The 23,448-nt window shown below is 45.5% G+C and carries 20 protein-coding genes; 6 read left to right on the top strand and 14 right to left on the bottom strand.

From position 1 onward, the window contains the following. The first annotated feature begins 13 nt into the window (after positions 1-13). Positions 14-1,480, top strand: coding sequence for an HD domain-containing phosphohydrolase (locus ACLIIY_RS04980; RefSeq protein WP_039838940.1), 1,467 nt, complete (start codon positions 14-16; stop codon positions 1,478-1,480). A 182-nt stretch (positions 1,481-1,662) separates the two neighbouring features. Beyond that, positions 1,663-2,853 carry an amino acid aminotransferase gene (locus ACLIIY_RS04975; protein WP_009706876.1) on the top strand — a complete coding sequence of 397 codons (1,191 nt, stop codon included), beginning with the start codon at positions 1,663-1,665 and terminating at the stop codon, positions 2,851-2,853. A gap of 118 nt (positions 2,854-2,971) precedes the next feature. Here the strand turns inward: ACLIIY_RS04975 and ACLIIY_RS04970 are convergent, their stop codons facing one another. After that, complete coding sequence (locus tag ACLIIY_RS04970) at positions 2,972-3,613, bottom strand: outer membrane beta-barrel protein (protein WP_009706877.1); 642 nt, start codon at positions 3,611-3,613, stop codon at positions 2,972-2,974. Between the two features lie 218 nt (positions 3,614-3,831). On the opposite strand from ACLIIY_RS04970, the gene ACLIIY_RS04965 reads away from it, so the two are divergent. Both ACLIIY_RS04965 and ACLIIY_RS04960 read left to right on the top strand, forming a co-directional pair. Next, positions 3,832-5,721 carry a DUF294 nucleotidyltransferase-like domain-containing protein gene (locus ACLIIY_RS04965; RefSeq protein ID WP_005438856.1) on the top strand — a complete coding sequence of 630 codons (1,890 nt, stop codon included), beginning with the start codon at positions 3,832-3,834 and terminating at the stop codon, positions 5,719-5,721. Positions 5,722-5,729: 8 nt separating this feature from the next. Further along, positions 5,730-6,449 carry a 3'-5' exonuclease gene (locus tag ACLIIY_RS04960; protein WP_434528217.1) on the top strand — a complete coding sequence of 240 codons (720 nt, stop codon included), beginning with the start codon at positions 5,730-5,732 and terminating at the stop codon, positions 6,447-6,449. 178 nt (positions 6,450-6,627) lie between these two features. Here the strand turns inward: ACLIIY_RS04960 and ACLIIY_RS04955 are convergent, their stop codons facing one another. Next, the gene (locus ACLIIY_RS04955; RefSeq protein WP_005438860.1) at positions 6,628-8,511 is read right to left on the bottom strand and encodes a methyl-accepting chemotaxis protein; all 1,884 of its coding nucleotides are present in this window, start codon (positions 8,509-8,511) and stop codon (positions 6,628-6,630) included. A gap of 227 nt (positions 8,512-8,738) precedes the next feature. Beyond that, on the bottom strand, positions 8,739-10,310 hold the full coding sequence (locus ACLIIY_RS04950; protein WP_005438862.1) for a BCCT family transporter: 1,572 nt from the start codon (positions 10,308-10,310) through the stop codon (positions 8,739-8,741). 396 nt (positions 10,311-10,706) lie between these two features. On the opposite strand from ACLIIY_RS04950, the gene cosR reads away from it, so the two are divergent. Beyond that, positions 10,707-11,183 carry a MarR family transcriptional regulator CosR gene (gene cosR, locus ACLIIY_RS04945; protein WP_005438864.1) on the top strand — a complete coding sequence of 159 codons (477 nt, stop codon included), beginning with the start codon at positions 10,707-10,709 and terminating at the stop codon, positions 11,181-11,183. Between the two features lie 53 nt (positions 11,184-11,236). Here the strand turns inward: cosR and ACLIIY_RS04940 are convergent, their stop codons facing one another. From ACLIIY_RS04940 to ACLIIY_RS04915, 6 genes are all read right to left on the bottom strand, one after another. Then, on the bottom strand, positions 11,237-11,875 hold the full coding sequence (locus tag ACLIIY_RS04940) for a response regulator (RefSeq protein WP_009706881.1): 639 nt from the start codon (positions 11,873-11,875) through the stop codon (positions 11,237-11,239). Further along, positions 11,868-13,223 (bottom strand): cache domain-containing protein, encoded by a 1,356-nt coding sequence (locus ACLIIY_RS04935; protein WP_434528216.1) that lies wholly within the window; start codon positions 13,221-13,223, stop codon positions 11,868-11,870. Before ACLIIY_RS04935 ends, ACLIIY_RS04940 begins: the two co-directional genes overlap by 8 nt. 116 nt (positions 13,224-13,339) lie before the next feature. Beyond that, complete coding sequence (locus ACLIIY_RS04930; RefSeq protein WP_005438870.1) at positions 13,340-14,626, bottom strand: TRAP transporter large permease; 1,287 nt, start codon at positions 14,624-14,626, stop codon at positions 13,340-13,342. Between the two features lie 12 nt (positions 14,627-14,638). Continuing rightward, positions 14,639-15,178 (bottom strand): TRAP transporter small permease subunit, encoded by a 540-nt coding sequence (locus ACLIIY_RS04925; RefSeq protein ID WP_009706883.1) that lies wholly within the window; start codon positions 15,176-15,178, stop codon positions 14,639-14,641. Between the two features lie 131 nt (positions 15,179-15,309). Beyond that, positions 15,310-16,404, bottom strand: a complete 1,095-nt coding sequence (locus tag ACLIIY_RS04920) for a TRAP transporter substrate-binding protein (protein ID WP_434528215.1) — start codon at positions 16,402-16,404, stop codon at positions 15,310-15,312. Positions 16,405-16,819: 415 nt separating this feature from the next. Continuing rightward, positions 16,820-17,182, bottom strand: coding sequence for a hypothetical protein (locus tag ACLIIY_RS04915; RefSeq protein ID WP_005438876.1), 363 nt, complete (start codon positions 17,180-17,182; stop codon positions 16,820-16,822). 271 nt (positions 17,183-17,453) lie between these two features. Here ACLIIY_RS04915 and ACLIIY_RS04910 point away from each other — a divergent pair, with 271 nt between their 5' ends. After that, complete coding sequence (locus ACLIIY_RS04910) at positions 17,454-18,122, top strand: DUF2982 domain-containing protein (RefSeq protein WP_009706885.1); 669 nt, start codon at positions 17,454-17,456, stop codon at positions 18,120-18,122. A gap of 12 nt (positions 18,123-18,134) precedes the next feature. Here the strand turns inward: ACLIIY_RS04910 and ACLIIY_RS04905 are convergent, their stop codons facing one another. The 5 genes from ACLIIY_RS04905 to ACLIIY_RS04885 all read right to left on the bottom strand — a co-directional run bounded on the left by ACLIIY_RS04905 (position 18,135) and on the right by ACLIIY_RS04885 (position 23,438). Further along, a complete protein-coding gene (locus ACLIIY_RS04905; RefSeq protein WP_005430620.1) occupies positions 18,135-18,791 on the bottom strand; it encodes an MBL fold metallo-hydrolase in 657 nt (218 codons plus the stop codon). A gap of 130 nt (positions 18,792-18,921) precedes the next feature. Continuing rightward, positions 18,922-19,470 (bottom strand): DUF882 domain-containing protein, encoded by a 549-nt coding sequence (locus ACLIIY_RS04900; RefSeq protein ID WP_038895173.1) that lies wholly within the window; start codon positions 19,468-19,470, stop codon positions 18,922-18,924. Positions 19,471-19,640: 170 nt separating this feature from the next. Next, positions 19,641-21,233, bottom strand: coding sequence for a L,D-transpeptidase family protein (locus ACLIIY_RS04895; RefSeq protein ID WP_054824160.1), 1,593 nt, complete (start codon positions 21,231-21,233; stop codon positions 19,641-19,643). Positions 21,234-21,337: 104 nt separating this feature from the next. Then, the gene (locus ACLIIY_RS04890; protein ID WP_434528214.1) at positions 21,338-22,420 is read right to left on the bottom strand and encodes a DUF1513 domain-containing protein; all 1,083 of its coding nucleotides are present in this window, start codon (positions 22,418-22,420) and stop codon (positions 21,338-21,340) included. Further along, entirely contained in the window at positions 22,401-23,438 is a 1,038-nt protein-coding gene (locus tag ACLIIY_RS04885; protein ID WP_434528213.1) for an imelysin family protein, read from the bottom strand. Before ACLIIY_RS04885 ends, ACLIIY_RS04890 begins: the two co-directional genes overlap by 20 nt. Positions 23,439-23,448 lie beyond the last annotated feature (10 nt).

The raw sequence follows: 23,448 nt of genomic DNA, 5'->3' as shown, positions 1-23,448 counted from the left end.
AGAAAGGTTAATCATGGCGAATACTAACTACAACGCACCGCTTACATTGCAACTTTATTTGGCCGCTGCATTCTTTTTTGGCACCTATGGCGGACGCGTATGCCCGATGCTCAGTACGCTCAGCGTTTACGAAGTCATTTTGCACTGCGCCGTGGTGTTTACCTTCATCTATTTAGTGCGCCACTTTATTCTCGCAACACACCCGTTAATTGCACAAAACCGGCAAGCTAAGCTGGATACGATTTTATTTACTGCGGTTAGCATTCCTTTCGCGGCTTATTACAACCTTCAGTATGACTTTACGTTCGATAGCAATGTAAAGGTCTTGTTTGGCATGGGGCTATTTGGCTTCCTGACAGGTTCTATCCTTCAACTGCAAAGCAAATTGGCTCAATTTAATGACTTGCGCCAGCAAAACCAATTCGATTTTGTCCTCTCAGGGCAACGTCAATCTATGGTCAAACAGATGATCGGGATGATGATCGCTTTGCTAGTTACCTTGACGGCGATTTTGACCATGGTCGCTGTAAAAGACATTTATTGGCTAGAACAGAATCCGGAACAAATCGCCAATGGATTAGGAAAAATCAGCTTCATTAAGGAGTTGGTTTACATAGCCCTTGTCGTGGGTGGGTATGTGATCGCGATAATGATTCTTTGGACTCGCTTAATGCGGAAGATTTTGTTTAGCCAAGAACAAGCATTGTTAGAAGTCACTCAAGGCAAGGTGACTCAACGACTCCCTGTATTCCAACATGATGAGCTTGGTTCAATGGCTTGTCTCACCAACCAAATGCTAGACAGCTTGCAAGTTTCGCAAGACGAAGTGAAAACGACGCGTGACGTTGCCATTGTCAGCTTATCCGCCTTGGCAGAGTCTCGCGACAACGAAACCGGCGCGCATATCATGCGAACGCAGGAATACGTCAAAGTGCTGGCAGAACACTTAAGTCAGTTTGAACAGCATCGTATGTTACTCACTCCCAACTACATTGAACTTTTGTATAAATCGGCCCCACTTCACGACGTGGGTAAAGTCGGCGTGCCTGATAGTGTGTTACTCAAACCGGGTAAATTGACCGACGAAGAATTTGAGATCATGAAGGGTCATGCTGAAATTGGTGCCGAAGCGTTGTCAATTGCTGAAAAACAGCTAGGAAGTAGCTCATTTTTGCGAGTTGCGAAAGAGATCGCGCTAACACACCACGAAAAGTGGGATGGAAGCGGTTATCCGAACCAACTTTCGGGAGAAGCAATCCCACTATCTGGTCGATTAATGGCGTTGGCAGATGTCTACGACGCGCTAATTTCAAAACGTGTTTACAAGCCAGCGTTCAGTCATGACAAGGCGAAAGCGATCATTCTTGAAGGCCGTGGCAAACATTTCGACCCTCAAATCGTCGATGCTTTTCTTGCGGTCGAAACACAATTTCAACATATCGCTCATCAATATCAAGATGAACAAAACATAGCCGCTTAGTTACTTATCCCCCCTCTTATAACGCATCTTAAGAGGGGTTTTTATGTCAAAAGCATTGGTTATGTTAGATTTCTGTTTCAAATCAAAACTTTTTTAAGTTTTCTTTTCACTAACTGTTGTAACGAATATTGCTGAAAGGTATAAATGTCAGCAGACCCCTTCGATTAACATGGATGAAGATTATGTTTGAAAAAGTAGTTGCCGCTCCGGCCGACCCTATTCTTGGACTCACTGAAGAGTTTAAAAAAGATGCTCGCGCTGAAAAAATTAACCTAGGCGTTGGTATTTACAAGAACGAACAAGGCGAAACCCCTGTTCTTGCGACTGTTAAAAAAGCCGAAGCCGCACTGATTGAAACTGAAAAAACCAAATCTTACCTAACAATCGAAGGTACAGCAGAATACGGTCTAGCAGTGCAAAAACTGCTTTTCGGCGCAGATGCTGAAATCGTTGCTGGTAAGCGTGCTAAAACAGCACAAGCACCAGGTGGTACAGGCGCACTGCGCGTTGCTGGCGAATTCATCAAGCGTCAACTTGGCGAAGTGAAGATCTGGATCAGCAACCCAACGTGGGCAAACCACAACGGTGTATTCACTGCTGCTGGCATTGAAACCGCACAATACAGCTACTACAACGCTGAAACAAAAGACAAAGACTTTGATGCAATGCTGACAGATCTGCAAGCTGCATCAGAAGGCGATGTCGTTCTTCTGCACGGCTGCTGCCACAACCCTACTGGTATCGATCCAACGCCAGAAGAGTGGGAAACACTGGCTAAGCTAGTAGCAGACAAGAAACTGCTTCCTCTATTTGACTTTGCATACCAAGGCTTTGCAAAAGGCGTAGAAGAAGACGCAGCTGGCCTACGTATTTTCGCGAAATACAACAAAGAAATCCTAGTGGCGAGCTCTTTCTCTAAGAACTTCGGTCTTTACAATGAGCGTGTAGGTGCGTTCACTCTAGTTGCTGAATCAGAAGAAGTAGCAACAACCGCATTCTCGCAAGTGAAAGCGATCATCCGTTCTATCTACTCTAACCCACCAGCGCACGGCAGTGCTGTTGTGACTCACATTCTTGGCGATGCAGAATTGCGCGCAGAATGGGAAGCTGAAGTAGCAGAAATGCGTGACCGTATCCAAGAGATGCGTGAGCTGTTCGTTGCAACTCTGAAAGCAGAAGGTGTAGACGCGGACTTCAGCTTCATCGAGCGCCAAAACGGTATGTTCTCGTTCTCTGGCCTATCTAAAGAACAGGTGAACCGTCTGAAGGAAGAGTTTGCAATCTACATTGTTGGCTCTGGCCGTATCAGCGTAGCAGGCATGACGAAGTCAAACATGGGTCCTCTGTGTAAAGGTATCGCTGCGGTTCTATAATCGCCCTCTAGCGAAAACCGCTTAAAAAGAGAAAAGGTCAGCAATTGCTGACCTTTTTAGTTTCTGCTGTTTTGTTTAAAACACCGCGATAGAAATCGCGATGTCTTTCTCTTCGCTACTAGTAAATAAACTTGAAGCTAATGCCTACTTCATTGATATGATCAGAGGGTTGGCCTTCATAATCCGTATCGCGGAATTGGTAGTAAAGTCCCGTGCCGATAACATGATGCCACTGGTAGTTGAAGCCAATTTTGTAGTTGTTCTCGTCAACAATATCGCTGCGGTTTAAATGTACTTCCGCCGTTGCCATTAGCTTCTCGCTGAATAGATAATTCGCACCGATGGTGACACCTTGAATAAACTCACTGTCAGATGAAATGGTACGGTCAGTGTTGTCATCCGTTGCTTTCGCTTTGATCGCACCAAGGCCGTAAATACCATACACATCAAGCTGCTCATTGATGCCATAACGATAACCACCACCAAACATTAAACGGTCAATGCGCAAAGTGAAGTCGTCTGGGTGGAAAAATTGTGCGGAATAATCCACATTGAGTAGCCAGTTATCACGAATCAAATAATTGCCGCCCAACCCGAGCGTCGTGGCGTTGGAATTATCTAGCCATTCTTCGTTTGTGGTTCCGGCACCGACATCTAAATTGATGTGCTCGTAACCAAACTTTTCTGCTTGTTCTGCTTCTGAGGCAACGCTCATTATTGGTAATGCTACAAGAGGTGCAGCGAGTAATAGTCTTACCATTCTACTTCCTTCCATGAGTGTCATCCAAAACTCTTTTATAAACGCCATTGTATTGATTTAATTCGGCATCTTGATGACAGCGTAGCCGAATTAATTAGGATTTGCCGTGCGACTTGTCTGAATCTTATCATTGCGCACGAAAAACAGTGATCCGATAAGATTCTGTTTTAAAACTAAGTTAAGATTACCCTATCACTTGCAAACCAAAAGGCACCTTAATGGAAGCAGAACTTCTCGAGATATATAACTTTCTCGCCAAGTATCCCCCATTCAACGAGCTTCCGGAAGAAACGCTCACCAAAGTGACAGAGAACATCGAAATCTCTTACTACCGTCAAGACACTCCTATCATTCATTTCGGCGATCAGATCCACGATCTTTACATGGTTCGCAGCGGTGTAGTTGAAGTGTATCGACGTAAAGGTGAACTGTATAACCGGCTCGACGAAGGCGACCTTTTTGGTCAGATGGGTCTTCTTACCAACAACAAAGTTCGCTTCCCTGTAAAAGCGATTGAAGACTCCCTACTCTACTGCATTCCTCAAGATATCTTCCAAGAACTGTACGATAACTTCGATTCATTCGCAGATTTCGTTGAAGTAGAAAACAGTGCTCGTTTGCGCCAAGCGGTTTCAGAGAACAACGATGCAAACGATCTAACGACCTCGAAAGTAAAAACACTCCTGACACGTGATGCGCCAACCATCGAACGCGGCCAAACGATTCAAGAAGCCGCACAATTAATGGCGCAAGATAATGTGTCATCACTGCTGATCGTTGACCCAGATTTTGTGCTCGATGAAGACGATCCACAATCCCCTGTCGTCGGCATTATCACCGACCGCGATTTGTGTACCCGCGTCTTGGCTGAAGGTTTGTCACCTCTCGATGAAGTATCAACGGTCATGACGACCGAGGTTATCTCACTCGATCACAACGCTTACGTTTATGAAGCGATGCTAACCATGCTTCGTTATAACGTTCACCACTTGCCGGTTGTAAAAGATCAAATGCCTATTGGCATCATCGAAGCGACCGACATTGTTCGTTACGAATCGCAAAACTCGTTGTTGTTAGTAAGTAGCATCTTCCAACAACAAACCATAGAAGATTTGGCCATTGTCGCTGACGAAGTGAAAAGCAGTTTTGTTCGTCTGGTTAACGAAGACGCCAACTCTCACATGGTCGGCAGTGCGATGTCGGTCATTGGCCGAAGCTTCAAGCAACGCCTGCTCGAAATGGCAGAAGAAGAATTAGGCCCACCGCCAATCCCATACTGTTTCCTTGCCCTTGGTTCTATGGGCCGTGATGAGCAGCTATTGGTCACAGACCAAGACAACGCCATCATTCTCGACGATACCTATCAAGAGGAAAAACACGGGAAATACTTCGAAGCACTCGCACAATATGTTAGTGATGGTTTGAACGTGTGTGGCTACAAATATTGTACCGGTGACATCATGGCAACCAACCCTGAGTGGCGCATGACACGTTCAGAGTGGGAAGCGTGCTTCGCCGATTGGATTGATGACCCGAATCCAAAAGCATTGCTCAATGCGTCTATCTTCTTCGATTTAGATGGCGTTTATGGGCGTTTAAAATGGGCAGAACAATTGACGAGCTTCATTGTTCGACGCGCACGTAAGAACAACCGCTTCCTCGCATGCTTGGCTCGTAACGCGTTGAACCGAACCCCACCACTGGGTTTCTTTAAAGACTTTGTGATGGAAAAAGATGGCCAGCACAAAAACTCAATCAACTTGAAACGTCGTGGTACAGCCCCTCTTGTGGACTTGATTCGTGTTCACTCACTGGCGGTGGGGTCACGTGCTCAAAACTCATTTGAACGACTCGATGACATCATTGATGCGGGCATTTTGCCAAAAGGCCGTGCTCAGGATTTGAAAGACGCGATGGAGTTCATCTCTATGGTGCGTATCCGTCACCAAGCGATCGATGTTGAATTGGGTATTGAACCAGATAACAACATTGAGCCAGAAAACCTGTCAGACTTCGAACGCCGTAACCTGAAAGATGCGTTCCAGATCCTCAGCAATGGTCAGAACTTCCTTAAGTTCCGTTATCAGGCCAGCAACAAGTTTAAGTGAGGCGTGGAATGATAAAAAAGTTGTTTCAAAAGCCGACCATTCAATGGCATACCAAGTTTCAACACAAGTTGGAGCAAGCGAAAGATGATCGGTTAATTGCCTTTTATGGTAAGGCGTTACCCACGCCAGAAACCCCGCTTTCCCAAGTGGAATTCGTGGCACTCGATTTCGAGACGACGGGCTTAAATCCGCAGAAAAATGGCATCATCACCATTGGTTTGGTGCCTTTTAATCTCAATCGAATTTTCTTGCGCCAAGCGAAGCACTGGAAAGTACGCCCACAAGAAAAACTCGATGAGGAATCGGTCATCATTCATGGCATTACTCACAGTGAATTGATTGATGCTCCCGATTTGGGTGAGATTCTCGGGCCATTACTTGAAAGCTTGGCGGGAAAAATTGTCGTGGTGCATTACCGTCGTATTGAAAGAGAGTTTCTCGCTCAAGCGTTGCGTACTCGTATCGGCGAAGGTATTGAGTTCCCTGTGCTGGATACGTTGCAAATTGAAGAGAACATTCAACAAAGAACATCTGGTGGTTTGTGGAATAAGCTAAAGGGTAATAAGCCAAAATCCCTACGTTTAGCACAATCACGACGTCGTTATGGCCTTCCGGATTACACGCCACACCATGCGTTAACGGATGCCATTGCCACCGCTGAATTACTTCAAGCGCAAATTGCCCACCACTACAGTGAAGAGCAACCCATCAGTAGCTTGTGGCTGTAGCGAAGCGAGAAGCGAGAAGCGAGAAGCGAGAAGCGAGAAGCGAGAAGCGAGAAGCGAGAAGCGAGAAGCGAGAAGCGAGAAGCGAGAATATTATCTCTAGATAAACAAAAAGGAGCCAATTGGCTCCTTTTCTCTTTTCATTAAACGCGAATATCAGCGCTTAGCTAACATTCTCAGCTTACAGCTTGAAGCGTTTGATCTCTTGCTCTAGCTCGTGAGAAAGCTCTGACAGATGCGCCGCTTGCTCTGCTGCTTGGTGCGCTTCAACAGAAAGCTCGTTAGACACATCACGAATGCCTTCAGTGTTACGAGTGATTTCTGTTGTCACAGACGCTTGCTCTTCCGCAGCAGACGCAATTTGCGTCGCCATGTCGCTGATGCGCTCTACCGCTGAGTGAATTTGAGTAAGGCTCACTGCAGCTGAGTTTGCATCATCAACACTGGTGTCTGCTAGACGACGACTGTCATCCATAATGCCTACCGCTTTCGCTGTTGTGCCTTGTAGCATCTCAATCGTTTCTTGAATCTCTTGAGTAGAAGCATGAGTACGCTGGCTCAGAACACGAACTTCATCCGCAACTACCGCAAAACCACGACCTTGCTCACCCGCACGCGCCGCTTCGATAGCTGCGTTTAGTGCTAGTAGGTTAGTTTGCTCTGCAATGCCTTGGATAGTCGAAAGAATCGTATTAATTGCGTTACCGTGTGCTTCTAGCTCTTGGATCACGTTGGTTGCAACTTGTACTTCTTGCGCTAGGTTTTGGATAGAGCCTTGCGTTTGAGTCACTTGGCCTGAACCGTGAACACATGCTTGAACCGCTTCTTCAGAGCTTGATGCTGTGTTGTCTGCGTTACCTGCAATTTCTTGCGTCGCCGCTGCCATTTCATTAACAGCCGTCGCGACCATGTTGATTTCGTCTTGCTGGTAAGAAATGCGCTGACTACGCTCTTCAGCTTGTTGAGCCGTTGTGCGTGCTTGCTCAGAAAGTGCCGATGAAACATGGCTTAACTTGGTTACCATCGTGTGCATATTGCCCACAAAGCGGTTGAAGTTGTCTGCCAGTTTACCGACTTCATCATCACTGCGTGGTTCAAGACGTTGCGTTAGGTCACCTTCACCCGATGCAATCTCTTCAAGCGCTTGTGATACTCGGCCAAGGTCGCGGAACAAGAAGCCCACTAGCCAAGATACGGCCACAATCACCACGATCGTAATCAGTACCGCAGTAATCAGCATTTCACGCAGTAGTTGCGCGTGGCTTGCTTCTTCTGTTGCGCGGTCCATTTCAATCGCGAACATCCAGTTTGTGCCAGGTACTTTACTGAAGTAATAAAGCTTATCTTTACCCTGAATGGTTGCCGTTTCAATTGAACCCGTGTTTGCTGCACGTTCAATAGAATCTTTCGTAAATTCTTTAGATAGGTCAGTGATTGGCTTAAGCGTTAAGCTTTTGTTTGGATGCGCAAGGAAAGTTCCGTCATTCATGTCGATCAGCATTGCATGCGCATTTTCACCCGCATCTAAGCTGATAACGTCATTGATCAACTGATCAATCAGTACGTCGGCACCAACAACACCAACAAACTTACCGTTTTTCATTACAGGTTCTGCAATGGTAACCAGTAGCGCGTTAGTGATCGCATCTTGGTAAGCTTCTGTGATGATCTGCTTACCTGCTGCATTTGCATCTTTGTACCAAGGGCGAGTACGAGGATCATAGTCTGCACGGTTACGTTCTGGATGAGAACGGTACATGCCACCTTCCGGAGTACCTAGGAAGATATCGTCAAAGCCCCCCGCTTTGCGCGCTTGTTGTAAGAAAGGCACCACGTCTTGCTCTGTTGAGTAGTCGTTGAAAGCCGTTGCAATGTCTTTGCGAATCGCAACCCAGTCAGAAATACCTTCTGATGCTGCGTTACTTAGGCTTTGTGCTCGTGAATAGACACCTGAACGCGTCTGATCAAACAATTGACCAGCCGACAGCCAAGTCAGTGCTGTTGCCATCACTACAACAGCAGATAGGCTTGCGCCAATTAGCTTTTGTTTTAATGATAATTTCATAATTATTATAAGAGGTTGGGAGAACAGTTAAGGTGGCTGAATATTACACATTTCTGACAAAGTAATCACGAAGATTATTCACAAAATTGAGACAATAACCTGTTGTAAAATAAAGAATTTACTTCGTCATTTTTTTGGCAAGCGTCAGAAAAATCGCACAAAAAAAGCCAGCATTCCGCTGGCTTTTTAACTCATTAATATCTAACGATATTTATAAATCACATCAATTACTGACGTTCTGTTCTCATACCCATCAATAGGCTGACACACATTGCAAGCAATACGAATGTGAATGGTAACGCGGTAGAGATAGCACCGGCTTGCAGCGCTTGAACCGCTTCTGAACCACCAATCCACAATAGTGCAACCGCAATCGCACCTTCCATAAATGCCCAGAATACACGTTGTAGAACTGGCGCATCCACTTTACCACCAGCAGTAATACTGTCGATAACCAGTGAGCCAGAGTCCGATGAAGTGATGAAGAATACCAATACCAACACAACAGCAATGATAGACAGCATGTTACCGAATGGCAGAACATCAAACATTTGGAACATCGCTAGTGATACGTCAGTTAGACCGTTTGCACCTAGCTCACCCACATTGTTGATCACTTGATCGATAGCTAGACCACCGAATACTGACATCCAAATTAGTGTTACTGCTGTAGGAACAATCAGTACTGCCGTGATGAATTCACGAACCGTACGGCCGCGAGATACGCGAGCGATGAACATACCTACGAATGGTGACCATGAAATCCACCAAGCCCAGTAGAATACTGTCCAACCTTGGAACCAAGCTTCGTCAGTACGACCAAACGGGTTACTCAGCGGAACCAAGTTTTCTATGTACGCCATGAAGGTTGTAGGAATTGAACCTAAGCTCACTGCCCAACCAATCAAACCAACAAGGATAAGCAGTAGGAACGCAATAACCATGTTGATGTTACTGATGACCTTTACACCGCCATCGATACCACGGATTACCGAAACAACCGCAAGTAACGTCACAATCGTAATAACGACGATCTGTAGGCCTAGACCCGGCTCCACACCAAACACGTGGTGAATACCACTCGCTGCTTGTTGCGCACCAAGACCTAGAGACGTTGCAAGACCAAATAGCGTTGCTAGTACTGCAAGGATATCAACAATATGACCAGCCCAACCCCACGCGCGATCGCCCAACAATGGGTAGAAGATCGAACGCATAGAAAGCGGAAGGCCTTTGTTGTAAGTAAAGAAAGCTAATGAAAGTGCTACGACACCGTAGATTGCCCATGGGTGTAGACCCCAGTGGAACATAGTGGCACCCAATGCTAACTTCGCAGCCTCTGGGGTATTGGCTTCAACACCGAGAGGCGTTTCGTACCAACCAGTGAAGTAAGCCACAGGCTCTGCCACACTCCAGAACATCAAACCGATACCCATGCCTGCCGCGAATAACATCGCAAGCCAAGACATGAAAGAGTAATCCGCTACCGCATCTTTACCACCAAGGCGAATCTTACCCATTGGTGACACAATCAAAGCTAAACAGAAGATTACGAAGATGTTGCCTGAAAGGATGAACAGCCAGTCAAATGAGCTAATGATTTTTAGCTTAATGCCATCCAACGCTGTTTTTGCGGTATGTGCATCAAGCACCAACGCCGCGATAAGAAATAGTGCAATGAAACCAGCACTGATACCAAAAACAGGATTATGTACGTCAAAACCCCATTTCTGGACGTTGTCTTGACCAACCGTATAGTCGGTACTGTCGATACTGTACTTATCTATACCTTTTGTCATTGTTCCTCTCTTTTGTGTTCTAGTTTTTCGGCAGCAAACCAAAAATTCATTCGAACACGATACATTTTATTTTCCATGAAAGTGGAAGATCCTACCATTTGAGGCGTTTTTGTCTATCTTTTGCTGATAAAAAATCCAATAACTTACTTTTCAATCAGAAAAATCCACCAAAAAAAGCGAAAACAACCACGACAATAATTAGACCACAAACATTTATTACTATAATAATTCTAGCCGTTACTTTTTTACCCGCCGAATACCCTTAAAAACAATAAGGAGAGCCAAGGCAAATAATTGAAAATTGGTGTCGCGATCCCTAACTAAGCCCTTTTAATAACAACGCTTTTGAGTTAGTGTCGCCTCGTTACATGATCCCTTAATGACTGGATTACGAAATTGGAAAAGTACGAAGAAGTCTTGGTCTCGATTCGTCAGATCATCCGCGCTATTGATTTACATTCAAAGAAGTTGAGCAAAGAGTCTGGTTTGACGGCTCCTCAGCTGATTCTAATGCGTGCTATTAGTGAACTTGATAATGTCACTATCAAGCAATTGTCTAGCCATACCAACATGAGTCAGGCAACGGCTACGACTATCCTTGACCGTTTAGAGCGCAATCAACTTGTCGAACGACGCCGTAGCGTAGAAGACAAACGTAAAGTTCATGCTGTCTTGACGGAAAAAGGCCAAGAAGCGCTTAAACAAGCTCCGACGCCATTGCAAGAGCACTTCATCAGTCGCTTCCAAAAGCTTGAAGAGTGGGAACAAAGCTTGCTGCTATCTTCTGTTCAGCGCATCTCTACCATGATGAACGCAGAAGACATCGATGTTGCGCCAATGCTTGAACTAGGCAGCATCACTAAACCAGAATAAGCTTCTCTGTGCGCTCATGACTCCCATCTGTGATGAGCGCGTTTGCCCTTCTCTTACTCTATCAATCCTGTTTCAAACGCATATTTCGCTAACTCAGCGGTCGAATGTAAGTCCAGCTTATGTTTAATATTGTGACGATGTGTTTCCACCGTTCGATAACTGATATCCAAAAGCGTAGCAATCTTTTTACTACTATTCCCCTGTGCGACTAATTTAAGTACCGCTTCTTCGCGGCGACTCAGTGGATTAGGCTTTTGTGCCGCAGGTACAACATCTTGAGTAAACAGGGTCTGCGTGACAGATTCACAAAAATACGTCGAACCTTGATTCACGGTTTTAATCGCTTGAACCATCTTGTCGGCTGAGATTTCTTTCAACATATAACCAACCGCTCCGGCTTGCATCACCTTCATGATGTACTCGCGATTATCGTGCATAGTCAGCATCAGAATTTTACTTTCTGGGCGTTCTTCCTTAATCACGCCAGTGGCTTCTATCCCATTCATAATGGGCATGCTGATATCCATTAAGATGACATCAGGGTTGAGCACTTTTGACACTTCGATGGCCTCAAGCCCATTGCTTGCGGTGCCAATCACATCAATGTCAGGTTCCAATTCCAGACGTGCCATAAACCCATCCAGTACAACCTGATGATCGTCCACAATCACCACACTAATTGGTTTATCCATAAACTAATCCATCCAAATCTAACAATACGGTGATTTCCGTCCCCAACCCTGGTTCGCTCATCAATTCAAACTCACCGCCAATAAACTCGACGCGCTCACGCATGTTACGCAGACCAATCCCTTGGCGGTGTACCGATTGATTGACCATAAAGCCAATACCATCGTCCCGTATCAGTAATTGCAGCATATTGCCCATTTTTTGCAAAATAACGGTGACCGTTTTTGCCTTGGCGTGTTTTTCAATATTATTCAACGATTCCTGAGCAACGCGATATAGCGTGGTCGCCACTTCCGATTTCAGCTTAACCTGACCAGTATCGAAATGACTGTCGATGTCCATACCAGAATGGGAATGAAAGTCCTGCAATAACGTAGAAAGCGCCGCCTCTAGGCCGATGTCATCCAAGGCGCTCGGGCGAAGTTGATGGGAGATATGACGCACTTCATTAATTGCGGTGATCAACGAGCGCTGTGATTTGTCGAGGTGGGATTTAAGCTTTTCATCTTCAATACGATGCCCCATCAAATCGAGATGACATTTACTTGAAACCAACAACTGATTGATACCATCATGCAGTTCTCTGGCTAGATGCTTTTTCTCATCCTCTTGAAACATCACCGTTTTATGGGCCAGTTCTTTAAGGTTTTTATCCGCTAAGCGATGCTCATGGAGGTTGATAGCAAGGGTTAAAACAATGATCACGGCGACCGTCACAACCAAAATCACAACTACGGTAAAGAACGTCGTCTCAATATTCTGATTTACCGCCGCACGCATGTTGGCAACTTCACGGCTCACGTCCTCTATGTACAACCCCGTGCCAATCATCCAATCCCACTTATCAAGCCATGCCGCGTAGCTTAACTTAGGCACGACTTCACCTGTGGAGGGCTTCTGCCAAAGGTATTGGTGGAAACCGCCACCGAGTTGGGCTTGATAAAGTAACGCCTCAATCAGGTGATCGCCGTTTTCATCTTGAATGTGAAGTAAGTTCTGCCCCACGAGATCCGGCAGAATCGGATGGACTAAATTGGTACCGTGTTTATCGTAAGCGAAGAAGTAACCATCTGAGCCATATCGAAGGCGATTCAGAATGGCTTTTACACGTTCTTTGGCAACATGCTCGTCGATAGTAGAGTCGTTATAGATGTGAGAAATCGCATCGAAAGCCAGATCAACGGTATCTTTCAATGCCACTTCTTTTGATTGGATCAGACTTTGGTGAAAGATCTCCACTTCGCGTTGACCCAACGTTTTCGCTTGGTAGATGGAAATCCAACTGATGCTTGCTGACACCAAAACCACTGGGATCAATGCCAGCAAGATTAATTTGGCTTTGAGAGGCATCCCTTTCCTCCAATGAAACGCTGATTAGCTTAATAACTAATCAGCTTAACAACTTGTCTCAAAAGGTAAAAACTCTCAGGTCACAAAAACCTCGTTCCCCGATGACATCATGGCTTTTATGACATGCCGTAAAAGCCTGGGAAGAACAACAGGGAAGCCAGAACCACGATTTGAATCGCGATAAATGGCATAACGCCTCGATAGATATCACGAGTTGTCACACCCGTTGGTGCTACACCTTTCAAATAGAACAAGCTAAATCCAAATGGTGGTGTGAGGAATGAGGTTTGAAGGTTCATTGCAATCAAAATCGCAAACCACGTCATGTTGATACCCATTAACTCAGCTACAGGCGCAATGATCGGAACGATGATGAAACAGATTTCTACAAAGTCGATAAAGAAACCAAGAATAAGAATCACCAACATGGTAATGATCAAAAAGCCCCACTTCTCACCCGGAAGTTCCAGCATCCACTCTTCTACCAAGTAGTCGCCGCCCGTGTACGTAAATGCCATCGAGAATGCCGTTGCACCCAGTAGAATCGCAAAAACCATCGCTGTGACTTTTACCGTCTCTTTTGAGGCTTCATACACCATTGACCAGCTAAACTGTTTGTAAAGTAGCGAAAGTACAATCGCACCAGCACCGCCTAGCGCCGCTGATTCGGTCGGAGTGGCAATACCAGCAAAGATAGAACCCAAAACCACAATGATCAGTGCTAAAGGTGGCAAAACGGCTTTGAGCGCGGTAATCACCTCTTCCTTACGGCTGATGGATTCATCACGTTCGATAGGTTGAGCCGCCTCAGGGTTGAGCTTGGCGTAAATCAAAATATAGATAACATACGCACCAACCAGCATTAAACCCGGCCAAACCGCAGCTTGGAAAAGGTCTCCGACTGGAACCCCCAGCACATCACCAAGAAGAATTAGAACAATAGAAGGCGGAATGATTTGCCCAAGCGTGCCTGATGCACAGATGGTGCCGCATGCCAAACCTTTGTCGTAGTTGTACTTGAGCATCACTGGCAAAGAGATCAACCCCATTGCCACTACAGATGCACCAACCACGCCCGTTGAGGCCGCAAGCAGTGCACCAACCAAAACAGTTGAGATAGCGATACCGCCACGAATACCACCAAACAAACGCCCCATCGACTCAAGCAACTGCTCTGCCAATCGAGTCTTTTGTAGAACCAACCCCATGAAGACAAACAGTGGTACTGCCATCAATACCGTGTTTTCCATGATGGATTGAATGCGATATGGCATGAATGCAAACATCTCGATGCCTTCTGCCCATACGCCGAAAATTAATGCAATGCCGCCAAAGGTAAAGGCAACAGGGAAACCGAGTAGTAACGCAAACAGCGCTACAAAAAACATCACTATACCGATCATGCTGACTTCCTTTTACGACTTACCGTTATTACCGGCATAGATAAGATGAGGGTTAACAATTTTATTGATGGAATGAAGCAGTAAGCCCATACCACTGATCGCCATAAACAAGAATGAGAGTGGAATCATGGCTTTTATGATCCATCGATATGGTAAACCACCAGGGTCTCCAGACGTTTCTCCGAGAGCGTAACTCTCTTTGGCAAAATCGATACCGAACCAAGCAACCAATAAGCAGAATGGGAAAAGAAAAAGTAACGTGCCCAAGATATCGATGATGGATTGCGCTTTATAGGATAAACGCTCATAGAAAATGTCGACTCGAACGTGGCCACCGGATTTAATCGCGTATGGCACACCCAATAAAAATACAGCGGAAAATAGATGCCACTCCATTTCTTGGAAGGCAATGGATACGTCATTAAACACGTAGCGCATAACAACGTCGTACACCACGTTCGCTAATAACAAAATGAATAGGATGCTGGATAACCACCCCAGAAAATCACCGAAGCGGTTAAAGATTCGCTCAATATAAATAAGGCTTCTCATTCCGAACTCCATGGAACGTGTGGGATTGGCTCCGCTGGTTCGCGGAGCACTTGTTATAGTCTTCTCTAAGAGAAGTTTTTCTTGGGCTTCTTTTGCTGGCTAAATCGTTCGAACTAGCCAGCATGTCGAAGTTATTGCTGAGCTTGGCTGTTTAGGTAAGCTCGGTGTGAGATATCAGACCAAGGACGCACTTGTTCGATGTAGCTTGCTTGAGATTCTTGAATCTCTTTCGCTAGCGCATCTTTTTCTGCGTGCTGTTTAAGTAGACGTTCGTTCGCTTCACGCAGCGCTGAAATAACTTCAGGCGGGAAGTCTTTTACTTGAACATCAGGGTATTCTGATTGAATTGATGCCCAGTTCTTACCACTCTCGTGCTTAGACTGAGTGTACATGTCGTACGCGGCGGTTTTCATCGCAACTTGAAGGATCGCTTTCAAATCATCTGGTAGACGTTCCCAAGTACGCTTGTTCACTAGGAACTGCAGCTCAGTGCCCGGCTCATGCCAACCTGTGTAGTAGTAAGGCGCAATTTTGTGGAAGCCCATACGTAAATCAAGAGAAGGACCTACCCACTCCAATGCATCAATCGTACGACGCTCAAGCGAGGTGTATAGTTCGCCCGGTGCAATGTTGGTTGGCTTCGCACCGAGCTCAGCAAGGATTTCACCTGCAAAGCCCGGTATACGCATTTTCAGACCTTGTAGGTCATCGACTGATTTGATTTCTTTCTGGAACCAGCCACCCATTTGGGTATCCGTGTTACCACCAGGGAAAGATAATAGGTTGTGCGGGGAGTAAACTTTTTCCATCAACTCCATACCGCCACCGTAGTAGAACCATGCGTATTGTTCTGTTGGCAACATACCGAAAGGCATAGAGGTAAAGTAAAGGGTGTTTGGTACTTTGCCTTTCCAGTAGTAAGACGCCGAGTGACCCATGTCGTATTGACCGGATTTCACCATATCAAACACACCAAGTGGTGCTTTGTGTTTGTTCGCAGAGTCAATGCGGATTTGTAAGCGTCCGTTTGACATTTCTTCCGCCATTTTTGCCATGTTCTTTGTTGCGTCACCAAAGATAGGGAAATTTGGCCCCCACGTCTCCGCGAGTTTGAGGCGGTATACTTTGTCATCAGCAGCATGAGCAGAAGTTGCTACGAATGCCATCGTCGCGACCATTGCTGTCGCCTTGAGCACTCGTTTAAGAGATTTTTGGATAAGACTCATCGTTCACGTCCTTTGTCACCAAGGTTATTGTTGTCATCCATTACATAAGGATTCGCTATAGAAGATGGGACATTACATGGAAGTAAGAAATGGGCATGAACACGCAACAAAAATGCACTTAAACGCGAGCCTTAGCCATTAGTATTACGTGGTTATACGTAGTCTTTTTAATATCAAATTGCAGGAATTTTTATTATTCAGATAGTTAACAAACAAGCCGTCACATCAAATTCTGATAAAGCACGTACGTAGTTGACTGCGAAAGAATTTACACAGTATTTAATAAAATGTGACAAATGACGGAATTGTATAGTTAGAATACTCAGTTAGAAATGAGCGAAAAGCGTTTTTTGGGCAAAAAAATACCCCGACCAAAGTCGAGGTATTCAATTCATAAACAGAATTACAGCGGTAATTAAACTGCTTTATAGATAACTTTGTTACCTGCTAACTGCTCTTTTTGAACTAGGTTTTCTTCAAGAAGCTTCTTCAGTGCGCCAGTAGCCCATGATGCCGCTTTAGTGTCTTCTTGACCTGCAGCTAGACCAATACCTTTAGGGTTGATACCTTCAGCATTTGCTACAACGATATCTAGAACTTGTTGTTGCTTAGGAGTTAGTGCAACCTCAACAGTTTTCGCTGCAGCTACTTTCTTCTCAGCTACTGCTTTCTCAGCAACAGGTTTTGCCGCTTTTGGTGCCGCAGCTACGTTTGCTACTGTCGCTTTAATGCGTTTTTGCAGTTTCATCTGCACTTTACGCTTATGAGCAAGTCTCATTGAATATTTCTCCAGTTCACTGCATCTCAGCAGGGATGAAAATTTGAAGCGCGTTTTATACCAAAATTCATCAGCGATTTGTAGGTTTTAGCGGCGAAACGCGATGAAAAATGCGCTCACTGCATAGAACGTCTACTATTTAATCAGATAAATTGTGAACGGATTTATTGAATACTGGGTATAAAAACAGAGGTTCTTTGTTCTTGATAGGCAAACAATTGAATATCAAGAAACATGTGTCTCAACGCCATTGTTCATTGAGGTTGAAAGCATGGAAACGCTGCATCTAAGTAACTCACATTTCAAATCCGACTCCCCCATCAACAAACTGATCATGTTTATGGTCGTTACCATCACCATGTTTCTGGTTTTGATTGCGCCGGGATGGAAACAAGCGATGTTGTCGGTCGTACTGATGGCCATCATCGTTGGCTTTGCCATCATCATGATAAAAAAGAGCCAAGTCTCTTTCACCCTTACCGCCTCCCACTTTCAACAACACCTCTTTAAAGGCGGCTGGGTGGTGCGCTGGAAAGACATCGACTCCATCGGCATTTGCACATACGAACAAGAAGGCTGGCACCAACCCCTTCCTTGGATAGGGATTCGGCTGAAGCATTACTCCCCTTATCTCAACGCGATTTGTCCACGTATCGCGACAGAAATCTTGCTTGGGCAAAGAGCCCTGCTTTATTTAGGAGCAAGACAAAATAATTGCGAAACAAAGTTTGAAGACATGGTGTTAGACCCCGCTCCTTACATCAATAAAGAAGGGATGCACTATGAGGGCCTGCAAGCAATGCTAGCGAACAGAATGAAATATCAAAGACAGTTTTATGGCTACGACGTGTTTATCTCAGCCAGTGATTTGGATAGAGAAGCGGAAGAGTTTGTGGGATTGGCTCGACGTTACCTAGCGGCCGCCGAGCCAGATGCTTAATTCAGAGACGCCTTAGTAAAGCGGCATTTCGTCAGCAACGAACGGGTTTGTTTTGCGCTCGTGACCAAATGTCGACTGTGGACCATGACCTGGTACGAAAGTAACATCGTTGCCCAGAGGCCATAACTTCTCTTTGATCGAGCTAATCAGCGTGTTGAAATCACCTTGTGGGAAATCTGTACGACCAACGCTACCGTTAAACAGAACGTCGCCTACAAACGCCAAGCGCGCTTCTTCGCTGTAAAGCACTACGTGGCCCGGCGTATGGCCCGGAGTGTGAATCACGTTTAGGGTTTGATTACCAAAAGTGACCTTGTCACCTTCATTTAGCCACTGATGCGGTTCAAACGCTTCAGTCAGTGGGAAACCAAACATTTGGCTTTGGCCTTCTAAACCTTGCAACCAGAAGTTATCTGCCTTGTGAGGGCCAACAATCTCAGTACCACCTAACAGTGCAGACAGCGGCTCTGTACCACCAACGTGGTCTAAGTGGCCGTGTGTTAGCACTAGGTTTACTACTTCAACACCCAGTTCTTTGATCAGCATTGCGAGTTGCTTTTCATCACCACCTGGATCAACCACAATGCCCTTCATGGTTTCGTCACACCAGACGATAGAACAGTTTTGAGAGAAAGATGTTACTGGAACAACTTGGTATTTCAGAGCCATAGATAACCTATACCGAATAAATTTGCATGAAAACTGCCGCAACTATGACACTAAGCCCTAGTGACTTCAAGCTTTGTACCATGGGTAATAGGCGACGTTCTGAGACGAGAAACCCTGTCTCAACTTGGCACTACCAAGAACGAACAGCACCCGTATCAATATGAACAAAGTTACTGCGCGGATAATAACCCACACCACCGGCTTTTAGGCTTAATGCCGCATCTCGAACAGTTGAAAGCTTCACGCCATCTAAGCGGAAATCAATGGCCTTTCCTTCCATGTGCATGCTTTTTTTCGCCACACCTGAAGAACCATTACGCAATGATGCGTTAGTCAATGGAGAGCGATAGCCAGAGATCACAATCACCTCTGCTTCTGTACCAATCAACTTTTGGATTTGACTGATCTGATCGAACAGACGTCGATCCATTGGATGAACTTCATTACGGCGATGATCACGACAAAACTGATCAAGACGCTTCAGCTCTTCGTCGACATAATTTGTCCCATTGAAGTAGCACGACTCCAACAGCTCACCAGTATTGAGGTTATTCATCGCGAGAACACGAGGTTCATCAGGCAGAGATGCCCAAGACATGCTTGGCATTGCTGAAGCAACAACGACACCACCAGCGGTCATTTTAAGAAAATCACGACGGGAAAAATTACGACTTACCATGAAAATACTGCTCAATTACTGTACGAGCAGCGGACATTACCGAAACCAATTTAACGCGTCAAATGCATAAATCGGTCCGGCTTGTCGTTTTTAGGCTGGTTTTTCTGTTTACTTATTGAACAGAAAACAGATTTTATGAATTGTAAATTTTTTTAAATTGAGAACGAATCTCACCCTTGATCATCGTATTGATAAATATCATCACGGTAGTACAAGGTGCCCTCTTCTAACCATGCGGTTTGATAGATGATATGCACTTGAATTCGTTCACTAAGCGGTACTGAAGTGTTAGAGCGACGACCATTTTGACGCTTCTTCGCTAGCCTTTCTTCCAGACCCTGTGTCTTGAAGAGTAGCTCCGCCAATTGGTCAGCATGTTCGACACGAACGCAACCAGAACTGAACGCTCGACGATCCTGATTGAACAGGTTTTTACTTGGTGTGTCGTGCAAGTAGATCGCTTGTGGGTTCGGCATATTGAATTTATACAGACCCAAAGCATTGTGTGAACCCGATGACTGTCTCATGCGATATGGGAAAGTTCTTGGGTTAACGGTTGCCCAGTTGATGGTTGTTGGATCAATGATCTCGCGTGATGTCCAAGAGCGAATAATCTGGATGTTATGTTGCATCAGATACATCGGATTGCGTTTCACCTTTGGAATGATGTCTTTCACCATGATCTTCCACGGCACATTCCAAGTAGGGTTTAAGATCACTGAGTCCAATGTACCTGTCATGATTGGCGTTTTACGTGATGCTTTCCCTACAACGACTTTAGATTCAAACAGCGGCTGTCCATCATGCCAGTAAGTCACTTCATATCCTGGAACGTTCACGAATACCACATTGTCGCGCTCTTTTGCCCAAATACGAGAACGCTCTGCGTTCAAGGCTAATGAGTGCAAACGTTGCTGAGGTGAGAAGTTAATCCAGCGAATCGTATTGGGACCGATAATGCCATCTTGTTTCAAGCCATGAATACGTTGGAACTCCATCACCGCTAACTCTAGGTTTTCATCATAGAGTGTGGTTTCCGTATCCAAATGCCCAACATCAACACCCACAATCTGCATTCGAGCAATCATGCTGGCTTTATCAAACAACTCATCCCCAACTCGGGCTAAGCGTTGATCTTGTTGGTAAAGAGGGAACTCAAACTTGGCGTAAGTCGACAAAGATGCATACGCTGTATTGAACGATTCGTCCATTTGCAAAGGTGAGCGCAACTCAGCAAGGAACTCGTCTAACTTTCCGACTGTGATCTCATTGCTCAGTAACGAGAGCGTCTCAATACTCGGCGCAGGGAAGCTAACATTACCTTTGTTCGCAAATAACCAATTGATGCCCTCTTCTGGAACCTGCTCTAGGTACGAAAGATACATGAGTAATGAGTCACTCATTACAAGATCGAAATCAAGCTTGTCGCCTTGTTCACGCACTTGTTCTATGCGGCGCAGTTGGTTGTCAAACTCTTGAGTCACATCTGCTAATGCAACGAGCTTAAGCTGAAAAAGGAGTTGTTCTACATCGCTTTCGTTTTCCCAGTTCAAGCGATAATTAGTGCTTTGATACAGTTGATCAATTACATCTGGGTAATGGATCATTTTTTCTACAGACAGCTGATCAACCGCCCCCTCTTGCTCTGTTTGTGCAGAAGCATCGAGAGAAACTACTGTTGAAAAGCTGCAAAACGGCACCAAAAGTGCCGTTATCATTAGGAGTCTAGCAATCACTGAAACGATCCTTCCGTTACATGCCATAAAAAAAGTATGGCAAATATCTCACGGGTTGCAGCTTTAAAATTAAGAATCTGAAGACGAAAACGACAACAAAATTCTCAATAAGTGCTTACTCGATGATCTTTCTAGATAATTCTCGACCAATGGTTATCCCATTGCACACCGCTTGCAAAGGTATTTTTTGACTCTTCAGGCCTTTGCTCTACCACTTTTCCCGCGCCAGAACTGACTCGGAATTCATCACCGTAGATCACAACACCAGAGGCGTCTGGTAACGCACTTAGCTCTACCAATTTGCCAGTAGATTTAGACCATATACCATAACAACTGCCCGGAGGCGAAGTGGCTAAGATCCATTCATCGGTTGCTGCAATACTCGCAACGTAGTGATTGAAACGCGCCCACTCTTCAGGCTCGGCTTGAAGATCTTGCATTTCACCACCGCGTGTGTGCATGGCGATCAAAGCTGGATACTCGTCCGGCTCACCACGATATTGCTGACCACAAAGCACGGTTTCCGCACCGTCATGGGCTAAGTGGCGAATACTCAGCTTATGATCCGGTAAAGACACTTGATCCAGTAGCTCACCTTCCTGTGATAGGTAACTCAGGCTTGGTCTCATGCTATCAAGATTGAGAGGTTCACGGCCGTTGGTGTGTACGCCACCGACACCAATCGCTAGTGCGCCATCAGGCATCATGATCACTTCATGAGGGCCAAGGCCAAAACCCGTTAACTCATCGATTTTTTGATATTGCTTCTGCACATCATAAACACCAATGATCCCACGGCTTGTCCCCCTCTCCCCTTCTGTGGCAAATAGCAATGTGCCATCATGGGAATAAACACCATGCCCATAGAAATGGCGATTTGACTTTGCTAGTTGCAGTTTGATCATCTGCTCTGAGCGATAATCAAACACCATGAAGAAAGTACCAGGTCGACGACCAAAAACTACGGCGTGACCTTGTTGGTTTGTTGCCACACCGTGACCACGCTCAGGAATCGGCAATGAAGATAGCGGTATACCATGCTCATCTGCCACCACCGCTGCGAATTTGTCTCGACCAATGATAGAGCAGCCGATCAACGCAGGCTCACGTGAGCTTGTTGAAGCACAACCAAATGGCATCATAGGCGTAGCCGCCCCGAATAGAGCGGCTTTCAGTAAGTTTCGGCGGGTTTGATCAGTCACCATCGGTTGCATTAAATCCTATAACCACGCCAAGCTCGATCGCGACTTCTTCGTGAATCAGGTACTTCAATTGCTCTAGCTTATTGTATTGAGCGAGCACCATGCGATAGCCTTCTTTTGTTTGTAGTGCAGCAAACAAGCTCTTATCTTCTGGCCAAGTTTCTAGCGCCATTTCGAACTGATGAACAACACGGTCAGCGAGATCTGCATGGCCTTGCTCTCTTAGTAGCGCATCTAGACCGTTTCCGTTAGCAAAGTACAACGCTTCCATCCCTTGAAGGTTGGCTTTTAGGTTTGAAAGCGAGGTCTCTGAACGCCACGATTCTGAAAAATACGGGCGAGGCTTACCAATCTTCGCTAGCGGTCGGCTCAACTTCTTCATGCTGTATTCAAGCTGATTCGAAAGCAGTGAAATGTACTCAGATTCCCATTCTGTGATATCTAGCGATTTCCAAGGGTTCTCTGCCCAAGAATCCGCGATGATCTGCGCTTTGTTATCGAGGTTTTCTGCAATCGAAACGCCTGTCGCACAGGTATTGCTGTTGCTAGATAAGGTCGACGCTTTATCGTAAAGCAGCCATTCCAATGCACCTAAACCTTGCACGGTGACACTTTGGGTGGAGATATCTTCTGCACTCCAAGCTTGATCAGATTTCGTCAATACAGACATTTTACGACCAGTGGTGTTCTTTTTATCTGGCCAAAACTGAACATTCCAGCTTTGCTCCAATGCCGTAGCAGGGCCACGTTCTTGACCTTGTAATGCCATCCACGCAAGCATAGTTTGATGCCATTGCTGTTTTACTTGTGCATCATCTTTCGACTCTGATGCGCAGTAATCTGCGAAGCGTTGTTCAAGTTCTGTGGTTTGCGCTAAAAACGTCTGAGCTGATTGAAACTCAACCTCGTACACGCTTTGAGAAATATGGCTTGTGCTCTCAGGCTTGGCTGAGCTCGAACCGGCGGTCGATTGGCAACCAACCAAACTTAACGTTGCGGCAATCGCACTCACTAATAGTGTTTTTTTCATGGTTGCTTCC

The organism is Vibrio sp. K4 (assembly GCF_051122595.1).
Lineage (GTDB): Bacteria > Pseudomonadota > Gammaproteobacteria > Enterobacterales > Vibrionaceae > Vibrio > Vibrio owensii.
This window is presented reverse-complemented; position numbering and strand designations above follow the sequence as displayed.

What these genes read in the sequence shown, in the direction of transcription:
- ACLIIY_RS04980 (WP_039838940.1), top strand. Translation starts at nt 14, where the DNA reads ATGGCGAATACTAACTACAACGCACCGCTTACATTGCAACTTTATTTG.
- ACLIIY_RS04975 (WP_009706876.1), top strand. Translation starts at nt 1,663, where the DNA reads ATGTTTGAAAAAGTAGTTGCCGCTCCGGCCGACCCTATTCTTGGACTC.
- ACLIIY_RS04970 (WP_009706877.1), bottom strand. Translation starts at nt 3,613, where the DNA reads ATGGTAAGACTATTACTCGCTGCACCTCTTGTAGCATTACCAATAATG.
- ACLIIY_RS04965 (WP_005438856.1), top strand. Translation starts at nt 3,832, where the DNA reads ATGGAAGCAGAACTTCTCGAGATATATAACTTTCTCGCCAAGTATCCC.
- ACLIIY_RS04960 (WP_434528217.1), top strand. Translation starts at nt 5,730, where the DNA reads ATGATAAAAAAGTTGTTTCAAAAGCCGACCATTCAATGGCATACCAAG.
- ACLIIY_RS04955 (WP_005438860.1), bottom strand. Translation starts at nt 8,511, where the DNA reads ATGAAATTATCATTAAAACAAAAGCTAATTGGCGCAAGCCTATCTGCT.
- ACLIIY_RS04950 (WP_005438862.1), bottom strand. Translation starts at nt 10,310, where the DNA reads ATGACAAAAGGTATAGATAAGTACAGTATCGACAGTACCGACTATACG.
- ACLIIY_RS04940 (WP_009706881.1), bottom strand. Translation starts at nt 11,875, where the DNA reads ATGGATAAACCAATTAGTGTGGTGATTGTGGACGATCATCAGGTTGTA.
- ACLIIY_RS04935 (WP_434528216.1), bottom strand. Translation starts at nt 13,223, where the DNA reads ATGCCTCTCAAAGCCAAATTAATCTTGCTGGCATTGATCCCAGTGGTT.
- ACLIIY_RS04930 (WP_005438870.1), bottom strand. Translation starts at nt 14,626, where the DNA reads ATGATCGGTATAGTGATGTTTTTTGTAGCGCTGTTTGCGTTACTACTC.
- ACLIIY_RS04925 (WP_009706883.1), bottom strand. Translation starts at nt 15,178, where the DNA reads ATGAGAAGCCTTATTTATATTGAGCGAATCTTTAACCGCTTCGGTGAT.
- ACLIIY_RS04920 (WP_434528215.1), bottom strand. Translation starts at nt 16,404, where the DNA reads ATGAGTCTTATCCAAAAATCTCTTAAACGAGTGCTCAAGGCGACAGCA.
- ACLIIY_RS04915 (WP_005438876.1), bottom strand. Translation starts at nt 17,182, where the DNA reads ATGAGACTTGCTCATAAGCGTAAAGTGCAGATGAAACTGCAAAAACGC.
- ACLIIY_RS04910 (WP_009706885.1), top strand. Translation starts at nt 17,454, where the DNA reads ATGGAAACGCTGCATCTAAGTAACTCACATTTCAAATCCGACTCCCCC.
- ACLIIY_RS04905 (WP_005430620.1), bottom strand. Translation starts at nt 18,791, where the DNA reads ATGGCTCTGAAATACCAAGTTGTTCCAGTAACATCTTTCTCTCAAAAC.
- ACLIIY_RS04900 (WP_038895173.1), bottom strand. Translation starts at nt 19,470, where the DNA reads ATGGTAAGTCGTAATTTTTCCCGTCGTGATTTTCTTAAAATGACCGCT.
- ACLIIY_RS04895 (WP_054824160.1), bottom strand. Translation starts at nt 21,233, where the DNA reads ATGGCATGTAACGGAAGGATCGTTTCAGTGATTGCTAGACTCCTAATG.
- ACLIIY_RS04890 (WP_434528214.1), bottom strand. Translation starts at nt 22,420, where the DNA reads ATGCAACCGATGGTGACTGATCAAACCCGCCGAAACTTACTGAAAGCC.
- ACLIIY_RS04885 (WP_434528213.1), bottom strand. Translation starts at nt 23,438, where the DNA reads ATGAAAAAAACACTATTAGTGAGTGCGATTGCCGCAACGTTAAGTTTG.